The organism is Rossellomorea sp. ABR4_004 (assembly GCF_056159585.1).
The window spans coordinates 78,036-95,179 of record NZ_JBSWVM010000003.1 but is presented as its reverse complement, the minus strand read 5'-3'; the positions used below and the strand labels follow the sequence as shown (position 1 = coordinate 95,179).

Sequence of the window (17,144 nt, the reverse complement as noted above, 5' to 3'; positions counted from 1 at the left end):
CATGAAACCGTTGCTTGAAGCACTGAAAGAGAGAATCTTAATTGCAGATGGTGCGATAGGAACGTTGTTGTATTCATATGGAGTGGACAGATGCTTTGAAGAACTGAATCTTTCTCACCCAAATGAAGTGTTGAAAGTCCATAAAGAGTATATTGATGCAGGAGCAGATATCATTCAGACCAATACGTATGGAGCTAATTATCAAAAGCTTTCCAGATACGGATTGGAGGATTCGGTTAAAGAAATAAATACAGCTGCAGTGCGTCTGGCAAGAAAAGCCGCGGGTGAATACACCTATATTCTGGGCACCATCGGTGGAATCAGGGGCATTAAACAAAATGTGTCGCTGGAAGAAATCAAAAGAAGTTTTAGGGAACAGCTATACTGTTTATTATTAGAGGGAGTAGACGGAATTCTACTTGAAACCTATTATGATTTCGAAGAATTAACCACCGTATTGAACATTATTAAACGTGAAGCAGACATTCCTGTCATTGCTCAAGTTTCTCTACATGAAACGGGAGTTCTTCAAAATGGAATGGAGATAAAAGACGCTCTCCAGCAATTAGAGTTATTGGGGGCCGATGTTGTAGGCATCAATTGCCGAATGGGGCCATTTCATATGGTGAACTCATTAGAGGAAGTTCCTTTACCTAAAAGGGCATTTCTATCCGTCTACCCCAATGCCAGTCTGCCAAACTATGAAGAAGGTCGATTCTATTACTCTGCTGAGCCTGATTACTTTGGAGGTATAAGCAACGAATTGCGGCTGCAAGGTGCAAGAATCATTGGGGGATGCTGTGGAACCACACCTGATCACATTCGTTCTGTAGCAAGCAGGTTAAAAAGCCGGGAGCCTGTGAAAGAAAAAGTGGTGAAAGCAAAAAAGGTTGTTCAGTTATCATCACCTTCTATCAAGGGAAACTTGCTGCATGAGCAAGTAAGGGAAAAGAAAACAATCATAGTTGAACTCGATCCACCAAAGCATCTCGACACGAAGCTGTTCTTTCAAGGGGCTGAAGCATTAAAGGCTGCTGGAATTGACGCACTCACGCTTGCAGACAACCCGTTAGCATCGCCTCGTATTAGCAATGACGCCATTGGCAGCCTGGTAAGGGCGAAATTTGATCTTACGCCTTTAGTTCACATCACTTGCCGGGATCGAAACCTGATTGGACTTCAATCCCATTTAATGGGGTTACACACGTTAGGAATACACAATATATTAGCCATCACTGGGGATCCGGCCAAGATTGGAGATTTTCCTGGTGCAGCGTCCGTATATGATTTATCTTCCCTTGAACTCATTGAATTGATTAAACAGAACAATGAGGGGATATCCTTCTCAGGCAAATCACTCCGGGAACGCACTCAATTTTCAGTAGGGGCAGCATTTAATCCTAATTTCCGTCATTTAGACGCTTCTGTAAAAAGGCTTGAAAAGAAAAAGAAAGCCGGAGCTGACTATTTCATTTCTCAACCGATTTTTGGGAAAGAACAGCTCGTTCAAGTACATGAAGCTACGAAGCATTTAGGTGTTGCGATCTTCATAGGAATCATGCCATTAATCAGCTCTAGAAATGCAGAGTTTCTCCATCATGAAGTACCGGGAATCAATGTTCCGGAAGAAACAAGACAAAGAATGAAGGAAGCCGGAAGTGATCCAATAGTTGCAAGAGCAGTTGGAATGGAGATAGCAAAAGACTTACTTAGTACAGCGATAGATCTTTTTAATGGGATTTATCTTATCACTCCTTTTGTCAGGTACGATATGAGCATTGAACTGATTCATCATATACAAGAGAAAACCAACATTTCAGAAAGAGAGGTTCCCTATGGCCATCACTTTGTTTGAAGAACAGCTTAGGAAAAAAATACTTGTACTCGATGGGGCAATGGGAACAATGCTTCAACAAGCGAATTTATCCCCGGTCGATTTTGGGGGAGAAGAGCTTGAGGGCTGTAATGAAAATCTGGTATTGACAGCGCCGGAGGTAATTTATCAGATCCATTTGGAATATTTGAAAGCCGGAGCTGATGTGATTGAAACAAATACCTTTGGTGCCACCCCCGTCGTATTGGATGAATATGATTTAGGCTACAAAGCATACGAAATCAATAAAGTAGCAGCTGAAATCGCCCAAAAAGCCGTTAAAGATGTTTCAACTCCCGAGTGGCCCAGATTTGTTGCAGGATCTCTCGGCCCGACTACCAAAACCTTATCTGTTACAGGGGGGATAAGTTTCGATGCGTTAGTAGACAACTATCGTGTTCAAGCAGAAGGCCTTCTCGATGGAGGAGTTGATGTACTTCTGCTTGAAACGAGTCAGGATGCTTTAAATGTAAAAGCAGCAAACCTCGGAATTCGAACTGCCTTTGAATCCAGAGGGAAAGAGATCCCCATTTTGTTATCCGGAACCATTGAGCCAATGGGCACTACACTGGCAGGGCAAACAATCGAAGCATTTTATTTATCCCTTGAACATTTAAACCCTTTGGTCGTTGGTCTAAACTGCGCAACCGGACCTGAATTTATGCGAGATCATATTCGTTCCTTATCAAGTCTGGCAACTACCTATGTCAGCTGTTATCCGAATGCAGGACTTCCTGATGAAGAGGGAAATTACAATGAGACCGCTGATTCACTTAGTTTAAAGATGAAGGGATTTGCTGAGAAAGGCTGGCTGAATCTTGTTGGAGGGTGCTGTGGAACCACACCGGAGCATGTCCGTGCCCTTACAGAAGTGGTGAGGGGATTACCGCCTCGTAAACGTAATGAGTCTCATCCTCATGCAGTGTCAGGAATTGAAGCGTTCGTCTATGAGGATGCAGACAGAAGGCCGATTCTGGTCGGAGAACGAACGAATGTCATCGGTTCACGTAAATTTAAACGATTGATTGCAGAGAATAAAATAGAAGAAGCGTCAGAGATTGCGAGAGCACAAGTGAAAAATGGGGCTCAGGTAATTGATATCTGTCTTGCAGATCCAGATCGTGAAGAAGTAGAAGATATGAATGTATTTATCCAAGAAGTGGTGAAAAAAGTAAAAGTTCCCCTTGTCATTGATTCAACGGATGAGAAAGTACTTGAAACCGCCTTGAAATATTCTCAAGGGAAAGTAATCATAAACTCGATTAATCTCGAAGACGGGGAAGAGCGATTTGAGAAGATAACAAAGCTAATGAAGGAATACGGAGCGGCGGTTGTGGTTGGAACAATTGATGAAAAAGGAATGGGAGTGTCTGTAGAGCGTAAGGTTGACATTGCCATCCGCTCACATAAACTGTTAACAGAGAAATATGGGATTGCTTCAGAAGACATCATCTTTGACCCTCTCGTTTTCCCTGTGGGCACAGGGGATCAGCAATATATCGGATCTGCCAATGCCACCGTTGAAGGGATAAGACAGATTAAGGAAGTCTTGCCTGAATGCCCTCATATTTTAGGGGTCAGTAACGTTTCTTTTGGATTGCCTCCTGTCGGAAGGGAAGTCCTAAATGCGGTATATCTTTACCACTGTACCAAAGCGGGGTTGGATTATGCCATAGTCAATACGGAAAAATTAGAGCGGTTTGCCTCAATTCCTGAAGAAGAAGTTCGAATGGCAGAGAAACTCCTATTTGAGACGAATGATGAAACACTGGCTGAATTTACTGCATTCTACAGAGGGAGGAAGAAAGAAGTAAAGGTACCTGTCAACACTATGACGCTGGAAGAAAGACTGGCTCATTATGTGGTGGAAGGGACGAAGGAAGGATTGATTGCCGATTTAAATATTGCCTTGGAAAAATATGACGCTCCCCTTGAAATCATTAATGGTCCCCTTATGGCCGGAATGAGTGAAGTCGGAAGATTATTCAATGATAACCAGCTGATTGTAGCGGAAGTATTACAGAGTGCTGAAGTCATGAAAGCATCCGTTGCTCATTTGGAACCACATATGGAACAAACAGAAAGCTCATCTTCGAAAGGCAAAGTGATCTTAGCTACGGTCAAGGGTGATGTTCATGATATTGGTAAGAACCTTGTAGATATCATCCTCAGTAATAATGGATATGAAGTGATTGATTTAGGCATTAAAGTAACACCTCAGGAACTGATCGGAGTCATTCGGGAGGAACAACCCGATATCGTAGGTTTGTCCGGCCTTCTTGTGAAGTCAGCCCAACAAATGGTCATCACTGCTCAAGATTTAAAACAGTCTGACATTTCAGTTCCTCTTGTAGTAGGAGGTGCGGCCCTCACACGAAAATTCACTACAAATAAAATCGGGCGTGAATACGATGGACTGGTACTCTATGCGAAGGACGCAATGGATGGACTTAGCATCATGAATGGGATTCAACATGAGGAAACGAGGCTGCAGCTGGAAGAGGAGAGTCGTGAAAAGTTAAGTAAGATCGTTTCGACTGAAGACTCACCGAAACTAAATACATCTACTGTTGCGGTGAAAGTACGTTCTACAGTTGCGAAAGATGTAAAAGTCCATATTCCTTCTGATTTAATTCCACACACCATTAAAGAATTTTCACTTGATCAAATTCATCCTTACATTAATCAGCAAATGCTGCTTGGTCATCATTTGGGGATTAAAGGGAAAATTTCGAGGTTACTGGAAGAAGAGGACGAACGAACGGTAGGCCTTAAAGCCGTGATAGATGAATTGTTCGAAAGAGCAAAAAGGGAAGGGATGATTCAGGCATCTGCACGATATCAATTTTTTCCTGCACAATCAGATGGTGATGATGTTGTTATTTATCATCCGGAGGATTTCTCCTTAGAGATAGAACGATTTCACTTTCCAAGGCAAGAAGGAAATCAGCATCTATGTTTAGCAGATTACTTGCGGCCTATAGAAAGTGGAGAAATGGATTATGTCGGTTTCTTTGCCGTAACGGCAGGTGTGAAAATCAGGCAGTGGGCAAGAGAGATGAAGGAAAAGGGCAGATTCCTTGAAAGTCACGCCCTGCAGGCTCTTGCCTTAGAAACAGCAGAAGGATTGGCTGAAAGAGTCCATGAAATGATGAGAAGCAGGTGGGGGTTCCCTGATCCCGTCGATTTTACGATGCAGGACCGGTTCCGGACTCATTATCAAGGACAACGTTTTTCATTTGGGTATCCAGCCTGCCCCGAACTTGAAGATCAGAAGAAATTGTTTAAGCTTATTCAACCTGAAAGAATTGGAATCCAATTAACAGACGGATGTATGATGGAACCTGAAGCATCGGTAACAGCGATGGTCTTCGCTCATCCGGAAGCAAGATATTTTAATGTGTTATAAATACCATACCAAAAAGGCAACTTCCTAAAGTGAAGTTGCCTTTATTCTTTTGTCGCGAAAAGGTTAGCAGACTAATCTTATTGATCTTTTTGCAAGACCAGCAGAGGGCGACTACTTTAAAATATAAAATGAAAATTTAGAAAATGAAAGAATTTAATGGTTATGGGATGAAGGATAATCGGCTTGTAGAGTAATAAAGGGGAAACACAGAGTCAAAAAGAGTGATCTTCTGTTTTAACACTTTGATTACTAAACTTGGTTTCGAGTATTTCCAGTATTGTTTCTTCTGAGAATCCTGTGACCATCGATAGATTGAGTAAACTGGGCTTGATTCCTATAGACACACAGAAATGATAGGCACTTTGGATAGCAAGTGTTTCAATACACCTTCTTGTCAGATTATTTTTCACTCTCATCAGCTCCCAACTATTTTGACAAATGACTAAGTAGTAGGATTACGACATCATATTAAGATTTGCGGTTGGTTTCTAGTAGGAGATTCATATACATCAAAATAGTATATCGAGACATACCTGCTGTCTGTTTCTCAGTTAATACCCTCATTATACACTTTATATTGTGAATTGTAGAGTTGTTTTACAAAATAATGTAATGTTTTTAGAATATACTTATAATTGTTCCGAATTTCTTTATATAATTAGAAGAGTGTTGAAATTATTGCTTAGGGGGAACGTGATGAAATTGTTTAGTTTAAACATTCTGTTCATTTTGTTACTTTCTGCGTGTACTGGAATAGATGAAAATCTTCCGTATCAAGAACTGGATTTGAGGGAAACTTCTAAAGCACTTCAGGAATCTATTTCAGATTATGGAAATGGAATCTTTCTATACGAAGATGAAAAGGGAAGTTCTCTTGTTGTGATAAATGGAAGTGTAGTAGATCAAACTGCCAAAATAGCTCCCTATTATGAAAACATTGATTTTGAAGTAAGAGAAGGCACCTTATGGGTTTCATTCACTGAACACTTTGAAAAAAACTATTTGATTTGCATAAAGAGCTGACTAATCAATTCATATATCGCATTAACCGAAATGAATTCAATGAGAGCTATGATACGATTAAAGTGTTGAAAAATGATAAGGTAATTCCCCTTACCGGTGTAATTATCGGAGAATTTTAGTTGAAAAGGCTAGATATAGTTACTATACCAGAGCAGATGAAAAAGCGTCTGAATGGATATGTTGTATGAATGTGATATATAATGGAGAATGGTAAAGGAAAAAGTCGAAAGTGGATTGATCGACTACACTTTAAAAATAGAATCATTGATAAAGAAAAAACCAGAGAAAAGGGTATGATTTCCCAACTACTCATTGCGTCAGACAGGGAAGAAGAATTTGATATAAATTTGTTCGATATCATAGGAGGAATCATACATGCATAGAAATCAGGAACTACATACATTTTTATTAAGTAAGGCTCGTCAATTAACGGAAGATTGGTATAATTCCCTGGATAAGAGTACGACAAATGGTGTTTATTCTTCCTCAGATCCCAAGGTGATAGAAACTTTAAAAAATCAAAACTTTGAGTTTCACGGCCTTCTTTGTAATGTGTTTGCTCAGGATAAAGAAACATTTAATCAGAAGATCGATGAATGGGTCTTGACCATAGCAGAGGATAAGGAACATCTAGAAACCCCAAATCACTATATTCTTAGAGAATTCATGAGGGTTAGACATCAATACCTGGAATTTTTGAAAGAATATGCCGAAACTCATATGGAAGAAAACATCTTCGAACAATTCAGCCGTTGGAATCAAGTCATCATAGAAGCATTTGACCGGGTTATGTTGCGTTTTGTTGAGCTGCAAACGGAAGTTGTGGAGCAGCAGATCCAGTCCCAGCAGGAAGTGATCAATGAATTAAGTTCACCTGTCATATCCTTGAATGGACATACAGCGCTTTTACCCCTTGTAGGCAATATCGATCCAACACGTGCGGAACTAATATTAGAGAATGCGTTGGAACAATGTGTTCATAAGGAAGTTTCGCAATTGTTCATCGACTTATCAGGTGTTGTATTAATCGATACGATGGTAGCCCATCAAATCTTTCAGCTAATTGATGCACTTCAGTTGATCGGTGTTAAGCCGATTCTATCCGGGTTACGCCCTGAAATCGCACAAACAGCTGTTCAACTGGGCTTGAATTTTGATAACCTGACGATTACTTCTACCTTGTCACAAGCACTGACTATTAAAAATAATGAAGTTGAATAATCGATTATTTTATAACATTCGTACATAGTTTGTACGGATGTTTTTTTTGTGGAGATATTGGTGAGTGTAGATAACTATAAAACATTTTGAAGTAAAACATCTTGAATTAAAGATAATTTTCGTGTATGATGAAGGTAGAAACTAAGCAAGAATAATACGAAGGAGTGATTTAATTATGAACCTAAAACCACTTAAAGGGCAGCATCACGTTTCTGCCATTACAGCAAATGCAAAGAAGAATTATGAATTCTACACAAAAACACTGGGACTTCGACTCGTGAAAAAATCAATCAACCAGGACGATACATCCGTCTACCATCTTTTCTATGCAGATGAAAGAGGAAATCCAGGGACGGACCTCACATTCTTCGAAATTCCACATGCGGGGAATACGTATAAAGGGACAAATAGTATTTCATTAACAGCACTGCGGGTAAACTCGGATGAGTCGTTAGCATATTGGAAAAATCGCTTTGAAGTGATGAGTGTTGAGCATGACGAAATTTCTCATCATAGTGGACGGGCCACACTAAGCTTCCGTGATTTTGAAGGACAGCGACTCATGCTTGTGTCAGATGAGAAGAACGAAGGAGTTCCTGGAGGGAAGCCTTGGGACAAGAGTCCGGTACCTGCCCAGCATGGGATAGTTGGCCTCGGTCCGATAACGCTGACGGTTGCCCGTGGGGAAAACACGGCAGTGGTACTGAAAGACGTATTAGGTTTTAGAGAAACAAGGACTTTTCCTTCAGATGTGGATGGACAACCGGATATCCGAGTGTTCGAAACAGGTGAAGGCGGTACTGGTGGAGAAGTATATCTTGAAGAAAGAAATGATCTTCCACAAGAAAGACCGGGAAGAGGGAGTGTTCATCATGTAGCCTTCCGTGTGGAAGATGAAGATGAATTACGTAAATGGGTAGATTGGGTCACACAAAACCGCTTGCCGAATTCAGGTTTTGTTGAAAGATACTATTTCCGTTCCCTCTACTTCCGTGAACCAAATGGCATTCTTTTCGAACTGGCTACAGACGGTCCTGGCTTTGAGACCGATGAAGATTTTGATCAATTAGGTGAAAATTTATCACTTCCACCATATTTTGAAGCACAAAGAGATTCCATAGAAGCGAAATTAAAACCATTGGATACAAAAGAATAAAGGAGGAAGTCAGCTTGAAACATATATTTAAACAAGGAAATAAAGACTTACCCACACTTCTGCTCCTTCATGGAACAGGTGGTGATGAACGTGACCTATTACCGCTTGCTGATATGATTGAGCCAGATGCTTCTGTGTTAAGCGTAAAAGGGAATGTGGATGAAAATGGTATGGCCCGTTTTTTTGCACGGTTACGGGAAGGTGTCTTTGATGAAGAGGATTTAGTATTCCGAACGAAGGAATTGAATGAATTCATTGATGAGAGTGCAAATAACTACGGGTTCGATCGTCAAAATATTGTTGCGTTAGGATACTCCAATGGAGCGAATATCGCGGCTAGTTTAATGTATCATTATAAGGATGCATTAAAAGGTGGAATCCTGTTCCATGCTATGGTTCCTAGACGAAATGTCAAGCTTCCAGACTTAAGTGAAGCACTTGTATTCATAGGTGCAGGAAAGCGAGATCCACTCATCCCCATGCAAGAAACAATGGAACTCGTTAAAAATCTTCAAGAGGCCCGAACCCAGGTAACAGAGTTCTGGACAGAAGGTGGGCATGAGCTTCGTCGTGAGGAAGTAGATGAAGCAAAAAGATGGTTTGAAGCGAATTTTAAATAATTTTTAGAATCCGGAAGGGAAGTCTTCCGGATTCTTTATTAACTAATCTTCTACTCTCTGATAGGCCTCGAGAATCCGTAGCTTTCCTAGGGTCAGAATGCCTCTCCATTCCATTTCAGCAATTGGCCAGGTCTCCTCATATTGACCGAACCAGGACCAATTCGGCTGCCAATAACCTTCCTGGTGTTGAGTTTCAATCTCGATATTCAATTGCATATGTACCTCCTCTTTTAGAGCTTCATAAAACGGTGAAGCAGGATGACTGGCTACCTGCAATGGTTTGGCTACATATTCATTCCAGCGTGATGGATCAGTACAAACAGTTTGTCGTAAGGATGAAGAAAGGGTTCTATAAAGTATGGATTCCTTTTCCCCTTTCACCACAGAAAGGAGTCGATCATAACAGAGAAAATCATGCATTTCTATTGGGTGTGAAAGATTCCTTAACTCTGTGATCGCTCTCTCAGTCCATTCTTTTAAACGAGGGTGTTCAGGACTAAATAAATGAAAATACCCTACTATTTCAGCGTTAGGGTTAGCCCAAGTTGTTTGAACGCCGCTATGTCCCTTTTCAGGATCAAAATGCCACCATGGTGCATGGGGAACAAAGTTAACCTCTGCAGACACAGCATGCCAGCCGTTGATTTTCTCATCGTATGTGTCTTGCAGATAGCTCATCGCATTTTGAACGATGGGGTGTTCGGCTGGAAGTTTTAAGTCCTTTGCATGCTGTAATCCAACGGTTGTTGCCATTGGAGATGAACTGTCCAATCGAAAATCGGGCTCTATACAATTGCCGAATCCTCCGTCCGTATTTTGAAAACTTGCTAGTTCTTTGATTGCTTCCACTTTACTACCTTCTTCAAAATAAAAGCTGAATAGCTTTTGTTCAATTGGTCTTGCATGGGTTTTGATAAAGGAAGCTGCTGTATTCCATTGTAGTGAAGTCAGTTTCATAATTAATGCTCCTTAATCGTAATTTTTAATATTCGCTATCTTAATACATTATCCATTGGGTGAGATAATCCCTGCTTGTTACGATAATTAGTTGGAATACAAAGGTCCGTCCCTCAAAAAGGGAGAAGATGAGAAGCTTCTATTGGAATAAAAATCGATGCCTGATTTTCGGCGGCATCGTCGTTTTATTGAGGTTATAATAAAGGAAGAATGAAATAGTGGAGGAATGAGGATGATATCAGTCGAACTACAAAGGGAGTATTATCAAGCGTTAGTGGAAAAAAGATCCGAGTACGAAGGGATTTTTTATGTTGGGGTTAAAACGACAGGTGTGTTTTGTCGCCCGACTTGTCCGGCTAGAAAACCGAAATTTGAAAACTGTGAATTCTTTGGAACAGCTCAACAAGCCCTTCTGGCGTCGTTTCGACCTTGTAAAAGGTGTAAGCCCTTATCTCACCCAAATAGTATCTCAAATGTAGTAAAGATGCTGGTAGAGGCAGTGGAAGAAAATCCTGAAAAACGTTGGAAGGATAAGGATTTTCAGGAGCTATCCATAGATGCATCCACTGCACGGCGTCAATTTAAGAGGCGGTTCGGTATGACCTTTGTAGAATATGCCAGAGCACGGAGGATGGGAATTGCTATGAAGCACATCAGATCAGGCTCAATGGTGATGGATGCTCAACTTACAACGGGATATGAATCAAGCAGCGGTTTCAGAGATGCTTTTTCGAGAATTATGGGAACGCCGCCAGCTTTGTCTCATCACCAGCACATACTAAAAGCAGCATGGATTGATACGAAACTTGGACCGATGATTGGAATTTCAGATGATGAGTCTTTATACCTACTGGAATTTGTTGACCGACGTGGTCTGGAGAATGAAGTGAAGAGATTGAGGGAGAAAACAAAGGCGGCAATCGTTCCATGTTCTACCGAGCCACTTGTTTCTATCGAAAAGGAATTGAACGCCTATTTTGAGGGTACTTTATCAGCCTTCCAAACCAATTTAAAAATCAACGGAACACCTTTTCAACAAAACGTTTGGAGCGAATTGCAGAGAATCCCTTTAGGAGAAACCAGATCCTACACTGAGATTGCTGAAAATATTTCCCGTCCAGCAGCTGTTCGAGCAGTCGCAAGGGCCAACGGGTGTAATCAGCTTGCGATCATCATTCCTTGTCATCGAGTGATACGAGCCAATGGAGATCTTGCCGGCTATGCAGGTGGTCTTAACCGGAAGAAATGGTTAATTGAACATGAATGTAAGATGAATGAGAGAATGAAGGGATCATTCACCAGCTAACTCTACAGAGAAGAATACAATTGAACAAATATGATGAAAGGGTGGTCAAACATGAAATATGATGAGGTAATGGCAGCACTTGAACAGATGGGTAACGAACAGACAAAGAATACTTATTTACGTCACGGCGCACATGAACCATTATTCGGAGTGAAAATTGGGGATATGAAAAAACTGGTGAAACATGTAAAGAAAGAGCAAGGTCTTGCATTAAGCCTGTACGAATCGGGAAATTTCGATGCCATGTACCTGGCAGGATTATCTGTAAACCCTAAAGAAATGAATAAAGGAATTTTACAGGATTGGGTCAATAAAGCAGATTGGTATATGCTGGCTGAATACACGGTTGCTAATATAACCGCAGAGAGCGACTACGCTATTGAATTAGCGAATGAGTGGATTAAATCGGAAAATGAAATGACGGCAACGGCTGGCTGGAGTGCCTACGCAGGGTATATTAGTATTACCCCAGACCAAGAAATCAATATAGACGAAATCAAACAGTATCTTCAACATATTGAAAAAACGATACATGAAGAGAGAAATAGAGTACGTTACGTTATGAATGGATTCGTCATTTCTGTTGGTGCACATGTAGCTCCTTTGCTTGATGAGGCAAAACAAGTGGCGAATAAAATTGGGAAAGTACATGTCGATGTTGGTAATACAGCATGTAAAGTACCGGTAGCGGTCACTTATATAAAAAAAATAGAGGATAAAGACAGAGTAGGAGTGAAAAGAAAGACATGCATTTGTTAAATAGGTAAAGGGAGATTGGAAATGAGCTCATTATGAATTTATTTGGCGGGCTGACGGTACAAAACCATATTTACAATGAATGTATATCACTAATATTTGAAGAGTTTCAATTAGTCCACAACCATTGATTTTCATTTCTCTGTTGCAGAAGAAGTGTATAGCTACTAGACTATGAAATAGAGTCCTTAACAGAATCGGGAGCAATGTACAGATGAATGTAGTAAGAAAGGGTACTATTTTAGGTATAGCAGCAAGCATACAAGGATTGGCCATGGCTATCTTTTTGTTTCCACACTTTATCCCTTCAGGTGGCGCTGCAAGTGTGAGTGTGCTAGTAAACTATTTGTTGCATGTCCCATTTGCCATTACGCTATGGGTGTTAAATGCTTCTCTTTTACTAGCTGCAGTAAAATGGTTAGGAAAAGAGAATGCACTTTGGACCATGTATTGTGTGACAGTTACGTCGTTTGTAGTTAATTTCTTGAATTCTCATTTAATCGGAACTGTTTCTTTTATTTTGGTCGATCTATTGATTGGCAGCATCCTTTTGGGAATCGGAATAGGCATCCTTTTCAGAATGGGAGCATCCTCTGGAGGGATGGACATTCTAGCACTTATTATTTCAAAGCTAAAAGGGTACACCCCAGGGAAGACTTTATTCTTCATTAATGGCAGTGTGTTACTACTAACAGGAATCGTAGTAGATTTAAAAATCATTCTCTTTGCCTTAGCCTGCCAATTCATAGGCACAAGAATCCTTGATATCATTTGTCAGGTGGAATACAAACGAAGCCTCAACCGCCTTGAAAATCAGTAAACAGAAGGTCCGTCCCTATTGAGGGACGGACCTTCTGTTTACGATATTTCTTTGATGATGGATTTGACAGTGTGTTCTGGTGAGTTTTCGAAAAGTGATATATATTGAAAAAGTTTGTTTTTGGGAAGCAGGTGTTTTCTAATCTCTTTAGCCGTTTTTCCCTCCAGGTGTGCTTTCATTACAGCTTTTTGAAGGTTCTGAAGATAGGCTAGTTTCTTCTCTAAAAGCTTTCTTCCCTGCTTCAAGAATCCTTGATGTGAACAATACACTTCTTGAAAGGAATACTGCAGGGTTCTTTCTATTGAGCGAATGAGCTCAGGTACAGATTCAAATGAAAAATTAGAAGTAGGGGAATGGAATAAGTATAAATCACCTGAAAAGCAAATGCCCTTTTCTTCATCGATGAGAACGATGTGATCATCAGCGTGCCCTGGTGTATGAACAATTTGAAACGAATGCCCGACCGTATTAAATACTTCTTCTTTAAGTGGCAACGCGTGGAATGCCTTCCGGTTATGCCAGAACATAGCTCTGTAAAAAGGCAGTTTAGTGCTGTGAGCGCACTTTTGTACCCCTAACGGATGAATCCATTGTGGAATAGAGTAAAACCTTTCGATCCATGAACTGTTACCTGTGTGATCCTCATGATGATGGGTATGGATCACTCGTTGGATAGGAAGCTCTTTTACAATTTTCCGAACTTCGTTTTTCATACTGTAAGGCCCTGTATCAATTAGGACATCGTCGACTCGAAAAATGTAAACCGGCATTTTCTGACCCATTGTTTGAACGTTTAATTTAAATGATTGTATCAATTTAGTTACCCCTTATGATTTAGTGTTATAGTACATAGTTCGGATGAAAGTTGAAAAATCCTGCATGAAGACATTTTTTTGAAGGGAATATCGTTAATTTTGGTAACTGAATGGATGTATATGGTATAATTTACTAATACTGGTGTATCAAACGATATAAAGGGGTTTTTAATATATGAAAGGGAAGCAGAAGTCTTTGCTCTTAATCCTGACCATCATGATGGTGATCACCATCATACTGCTGGATAAAATGGGTTTGAAACAAGCGATTGAGTCTTGTGAGAACCATGGAAGTGTAGCAGAAGTGGAAGAAGGAATCCTGTCATGGAATGTATCGTGTGAAGAAAAGTAATTGTGATAGTGAATTTAAATAATATATAATTTTTAAATTAGGTATGAGTATTCGGACAGTTCAATGAATACGAGGGACGGACCTCATTACCATCTACTCCTGACAGACTTATAATGGTAAACTAGAGAAAAGAGTAGATGATTTACATAGGGGGAAGTGTTTTGCAAAAGTGTAATGTATGTAAGAATCAGTTTCAATGGAAAGAGTTGTTATTCTCCATTTGGAGGTCTTATAAACCAATTGAATGCAGTCAATGTGGTAAAAAACATACAATTAATTTCACCTCGAAATTTATTGTTTCTTTTCTCATCATTGTTCCAGCGGTAGTATTCGGATTATTGATTGCACCCGAACAGGGTCTATCAAAGCCGCTCACCTTTGGTTTAATCGTTTTATTGGCCATTATTATTTCACTATTTCTTCCGTTATTTGTGAAATATGAATATAAGAACAGATAAGAAAGAGAGCTGCCGATCACGGGCAGCTCTTTTCATTTACTATAAATCACCGAATATTTTACAAGATTAGGAAAACACTAAGGGAAAAAGAGAAGGAGTCGGAAGATGGAGGAAAAAGACATAAGGTTGACTACTGCAGAAATCTCCGCTTTGTGGACGACTTATATTAAATGCTCGGCGTTAAATTGCTTTTACACACATTTCCTTACATACCTGAAAGACGAAGGAATCAAATTCATCATCGAAGAGAGTCTACAGTCTAACGTAGAGATAATGACTAAGATTAATTCTCTTTTTATGTCCGAAGGATTTCCTGTACCAAAGGGCTTTACTGACAGGGACATTGATACAACCGCACCACCCTTATATACTGATTTGTTTGCTCTTAGTTTCGTTTACCGAGGTGGACAGGTCACGAGCGGTCATTACACTACTATAGTAGGGGCCGTTGCCCGTAAAGATGTATATGATCTATTTGAAAAAGCGCTGACGAAATCACTATCACTATATAAACAATCATTGCAATTAATGTTGGAAAAAGGGATCTATGATCGTCCACCTAAAATGAATTATCCTCATTCCATAGAATACATTTCAGAACAGCCATCTTTGTTGGAGAGCTGGTTAGGTGAAACAAGGCCGCTTAATGCATTGGAATTGAGCGAATTATTCTTTGTAATTGAGAGAAATTGCATCGGAATCATTCTATTGAAAGGATTTATACAAGTTTCGAAAGATATCGAAGTGAAGAACTATCTCAAAAAAGGAAAAAAATTAAGTGAAAAGCAGATTACCACTTTTAATCATGTTCTGGTAAAAGATGATTCATTCCCCACTTATCCAGTATCCATGGAGGTAACAGATTCAAATGTGGCACCATTTTCAGAAAAATTGATGCTTTTTTTTATCTCTTCTTCAAACTCAGTGGGGCTGTCAACACTTTGTCACGCCATCACGATGTCTACAAGGAAGGATTTAGCCATTCATTATACACTTTTTGTGACAGAAATCATGAAGTATGGTGCGGATGGTCTTAAACTGTTAGTTGAACGTGGTTGGATGGAGCAGCCACCACAGCAGAAGAGTCGTGGAAAATTAAGCGAATGATATCGAGATGATTGGAGGTATATAGAAATGGTTTCGAAGATTATTATTATTTTTCTAATTGGAATGATTACAGTGATGAAAGTTGATTTAATAAAAAATCGGGTTGAGAATGCAGTGAGGTATAAGTTCTCTAGTGTTGTATCGGCATTTTATATAGTACGGTAGTATGAAATATGAAAGATAATGTATCCAAATCTTATTTTTAGGTTTGGATATTTTTATTTCCTTGGAGTGAATTTGTTCATAAGTTACACTGTAAATAAGGAAAGCGTGTGCAAAGTAAAGTCAAACTAGAAAGCGGGAGATAAAATGTCCATTACATACAAATATTTTGAAGGAGAAAATGATTTAGCTGTTCAATATGATTTCTGGAGAAAAATAACATCTACACTACCTTTTGCCTGGAAACCGACAATGTCTCCAATAATATTTAAAGAACAAAAGGAATTTGACCCTAGATCACGGTGCTTTGCCTATGAAGGTGATGATCTTATTGGTTACATGAGCTTTACAGGGAGAGGTGATTTTGTTTCTCTAGGTTTCCCTTGGGTGCTATCAGGATATGAAGGGATTCAGGATGAATTATTCGAGCGGGTATATGGTTTTGCTGTAAGCGAAGAGTACGGAGGGAAGATTTTGGCTCAACGCTTTCGTGAACAGTGGAAGGATCAGATTCTTTATTTTGAAGCAAAGGGATTTGAAATCACCAATGAAGCCAAATTAATTGGCAGATATCTTTCGAATGTAGAATCGACAGAAGACATAGAGTTTTCATGGAAGGTTTCCAATGAGTATATTTTTGAAGATTGGCGTTCCATCATGGAGGAAAATGATGAAGGGAATGAAGCCCAAATCAAAATGATGGAAGAATACTATTCATCCGTTGATTTTGACTTTTCCATTGCGTTTTTTAACGAGGGACAGATGATTGGGGTCATGGGAGTAACATTACGTGAAGATACAAAGTATAGTGAAGTATTGTCTTTTGGTATTTTACAAGAATTCAAGTTTCATAAGGGTAAAATGATGTGTGTGTTGATGAATGAGGCAAGGGCAAGGGGAGCAAAAACCATTACATTCCATGCTGCAGATATTCCTGAAGAGAATATCCAAAAGGAATTGGGTTTAAGTGAGCTTACAAAAGATGTCATGATGGTGAAGGAAGTATAGGCTTCTTGAAATCAAGTTGAAAATCAAGATGATAACAGGGATGTAAATGTAAGGGATTACTTAAATTGGCAGGTGATCTCCCCTTCATCACAAAATGTTCG

General features: G+C 39.7%; 16 protein-coding genes. 13 read left to right on the top strand and 3 right to left on the bottom strand.

Translation table 11 applies throughout. The features are described 5' to 3' along the window. Position 1 precedes the first annotated feature (1 nt). Together ACXAF2_RS17545 and metH are read left to right on the top strand one after the other, a co-directional pair. Complete coding sequence (locus ACXAF2_RS17545; RefSeq protein ID WP_475140606.1) at positions 2-1,855, top strand: bifunctional homocysteine S-methyltransferase/methylenetetrahydrofolate reductase; 1,854 nt, start codon at positions 2-4, stop codon at positions 1,853-1,855. Beyond that, the gene (gene metH / locus ACXAF2_RS17540; RefSeq protein ID WP_475140604.1) at positions 1,836-5,282 is read left to right on the top strand and encodes a methionine synthase; all 3,447 of its coding nucleotides are present in this window, start codon (positions 1,836-1,838) and stop codon (positions 5,280-5,282) included. The genes ACXAF2_RS17545 and metH overlap by 20 nt, the downstream gene beginning before the upstream one ends. A 212-nt stretch (positions 5,283-5,494) precedes the next feature. On the opposite strand, the gene ACXAF2_RS17535 is transcribed toward metH, so the two are convergent. Then, entirely contained in the window at positions 5,495-5,692 is a 198-nt protein-coding gene (locus tag ACXAF2_RS17535) for a hypothetical protein (RefSeq protein WP_475140602.1), read from the bottom strand. A gap of 286 nt (positions 5,693-5,978) precedes the next feature. Here ACXAF2_RS17535 and ACXAF2_RS17530 point away from each other — a divergent pair, with 286 nt between their 5' ends. The 4 genes from ACXAF2_RS17530 to ACXAF2_RS17515 all read left to right on the top strand — a co-directional run bounded on the left by ACXAF2_RS17530 (position 5,979) and on the right by ACXAF2_RS17515 (position 9,302). Beyond that, positions 5,979-6,305, top strand: a complete 327-nt coding sequence (locus ACXAF2_RS17530; RefSeq protein WP_475140600.1) for a hypothetical protein — start codon at positions 5,979-5,981, stop codon at positions 6,303-6,305. Between the two features lie 375 nt (positions 6,306-6,680). After that, positions 6,681-7,526: an STAS domain-containing protein gene (locus tag ACXAF2_RS17525; RefSeq protein WP_475140598.1), complete on the top strand. Its 846-nt coding sequence runs from the start codon at positions 6,681-6,683 to the stop codon at positions 7,524-7,526. Positions 7,527-7,701: 175 nt separating this feature from the next. Continuing rightward, a complete protein-coding gene (locus tag ACXAF2_RS17520) occupies positions 7,702-8,682 on the top strand; it encodes a ring-cleaving dioxygenase (RefSeq protein WP_475140595.1) in 981 nt (326 codons plus the stop codon). A 14-nt stretch (positions 8,683-8,696) separates the two neighbouring features. Beyond that, entirely contained in the window at positions 8,697-9,302 is a 606-nt protein-coding gene (locus ACXAF2_RS17515; RefSeq protein WP_475140593.1) for an alpha/beta hydrolase, read from the top strand. A 42-nt stretch (positions 9,303-9,344) separates the two neighbouring features. Here the strand turns inward: ACXAF2_RS17515 and ACXAF2_RS17510 are convergent, their stop codons facing one another. Then, positions 9,345-10,259 carry a hypothetical protein gene (locus ACXAF2_RS17510; RefSeq protein ID WP_475140591.1) on the bottom strand — a complete coding sequence of 305 codons (915 nt, stop codon included), beginning with the start codon at positions 10,257-10,259 and terminating at the stop codon, positions 9,345-9,347. Between the two features lie 232 nt (positions 10,260-10,491). Here ACXAF2_RS17510 and ACXAF2_RS17505 point away from each other — a divergent pair, with 232 nt between their 5' ends. From ACXAF2_RS17505 to ACXAF2_RS17495, 3 genes are all read left to right on the top strand, one after another. After that, positions 10,492-11,565, top strand: coding sequence for a bifunctional transcriptional activator/DNA repair enzyme AdaA (locus tag ACXAF2_RS17505; protein WP_475140589.1), 1,074 nt, complete (start codon positions 10,492-10,494; stop codon positions 11,563-11,565). 51 nt (positions 11,566-11,616) lie between these two features. Further along, on the top strand, positions 11,617-12,324 hold the full coding sequence (locus ACXAF2_RS17500; RefSeq protein WP_475140587.1) for a DNA alkylation repair protein: 708 nt from the start codon (positions 11,617-11,619) through the stop codon (positions 12,322-12,324). Between the two features lie 211 nt (positions 12,325-12,535). Then, positions 12,536-13,141: a YitT family protein gene (locus ACXAF2_RS17495; protein ID WP_475140585.1), complete on the top strand. Its 606-nt coding sequence runs from the start codon at positions 12,536-12,538 to the stop codon at positions 13,139-13,141. 38 nt (positions 13,142-13,179) lie between these two features. Here the strand turns inward: ACXAF2_RS17495 and ACXAF2_RS17490 are convergent, their stop codons facing one another. Beyond that, positions 13,180-13,956: an MBL fold metallo-hydrolase gene (locus ACXAF2_RS17490; RefSeq protein ID WP_475140583.1), complete on the bottom strand. Its 777-nt coding sequence runs from the start codon at positions 13,954-13,956 to the stop codon at positions 13,180-13,182. Between the two features lie 175 nt (positions 13,957-14,131). Between ACXAF2_RS17490 and ACXAF2_RS17485 the strand changes: the two genes are divergently transcribed. The 4 genes from ACXAF2_RS17485 to ACXAF2_RS17470 all read left to right on the top strand — a co-directional run bounded on the left by ACXAF2_RS17485 (position 14,132) and on the right by ACXAF2_RS17470 (position 17,043). Further along, complete coding sequence (locus tag ACXAF2_RS17485) at positions 14,132-14,308, top strand: hypothetical protein (RefSeq protein WP_187443373.1); 177 nt, start codon at positions 14,132-14,134, stop codon at positions 14,306-14,308. A gap of 161 nt (positions 14,309-14,469) precedes the next feature. Then, complete coding sequence (locus ACXAF2_RS17480) at positions 14,470-14,766, top strand: TIGR04104 family putative zinc finger protein (RefSeq protein WP_475140581.1); 297 nt, start codon at positions 14,470-14,472, stop codon at positions 14,764-14,766. Between the two features lie 105 nt (positions 14,767-14,871). Then, complete coding sequence (locus ACXAF2_RS17475) at positions 14,872-15,873, top strand: DUF3231 family protein (protein WP_475140579.1); 1,002 nt, start codon at positions 14,872-14,874, stop codon at positions 15,871-15,873. 309 nt (positions 15,874-16,182) lie between these two features. Then, on the top strand, positions 16,183-17,043 hold the full coding sequence (locus ACXAF2_RS17470; protein ID WP_475140577.1) for a hypothetical protein: 861 nt from the start codon (positions 16,183-16,185) through the stop codon (positions 17,041-17,043). Positions 17,044-17,144: the final 101 nt, after the last annotated feature.

Coding starts and splice junctions, on each gene's coding strand:
- ACXAF2_RS17525 (WP_475140598.1), top strand. CDS start 6,681: ATGCATAGAAATCAGGAACTACATACATTTTTATTAAGTAAGGCTCGT.
- ACXAF2_RS17505 (WP_475140589.1), top strand. CDS start 10,492: ATGATATCAGTCGAACTACAAAGGGAGTATTATCAAGCGTTAGTGGAA.
- ACXAF2_RS17470 (WP_475140577.1), top strand. CDS start 16,183: ATGTCCATTACATACAAATATTTTGAAGGAGAAAATGATTTAGCTGTT.
- ACXAF2_RS17545 (WP_475140606.1), top strand. CDS start 2: ATGAAACCGTTGCTTGAAGCACTGAAAGAGAGAATCTTAATTGCAGAT.
- ACXAF2_RS17500 (WP_475140587.1), top strand. CDS start 11,617: ATGAAATATGATGAGGTAATGGCAGCACTTGAACAGATGGGTAACGAA.
- ACXAF2_RS17520 (WP_475140595.1), top strand. CDS start 7,702: ATGAACCTAAAACCACTTAAAGGGCAGCATCACGTTTCTGCCATTACA.
- ACXAF2_RS17475 (WP_475140579.1), top strand. CDS start 14,872: ATGGAGGAAAAAGACATAAGGTTGACTACTGCAGAAATCTCCGCTTTG.
- ACXAF2_RS17530 (WP_475140600.1), top strand. CDS start 5,979: ATGAAATTGTTTAGTTTAAACATTCTGTTCATTTTGTTACTTTCTGCG.
- metH (WP_475140604.1), top strand. CDS start 1,836: ATGGCCATCACTTTGTTTGAAGAACAGCTTAGGAAAAAAATACTTGTA.
- ACXAF2_RS17495 (WP_475140585.1), top strand. CDS start 12,536: ATGAATGTAGTAAGAAAGGGTACTATTTTAGGTATAGCAGCAAGCATA.
- ACXAF2_RS17510 (WP_475140591.1), bottom strand. CDS start 10,259: ATGAAACTGACTTCACTACAATGGAATACAGCAGCTTCCTTTATCAAA.
- ACXAF2_RS17485 (WP_187443373.1), top strand. CDS start 14,132: ATGAAAGGGAAGCAGAAGTCTTTGCTCTTAATCCTGACCATCATGATG.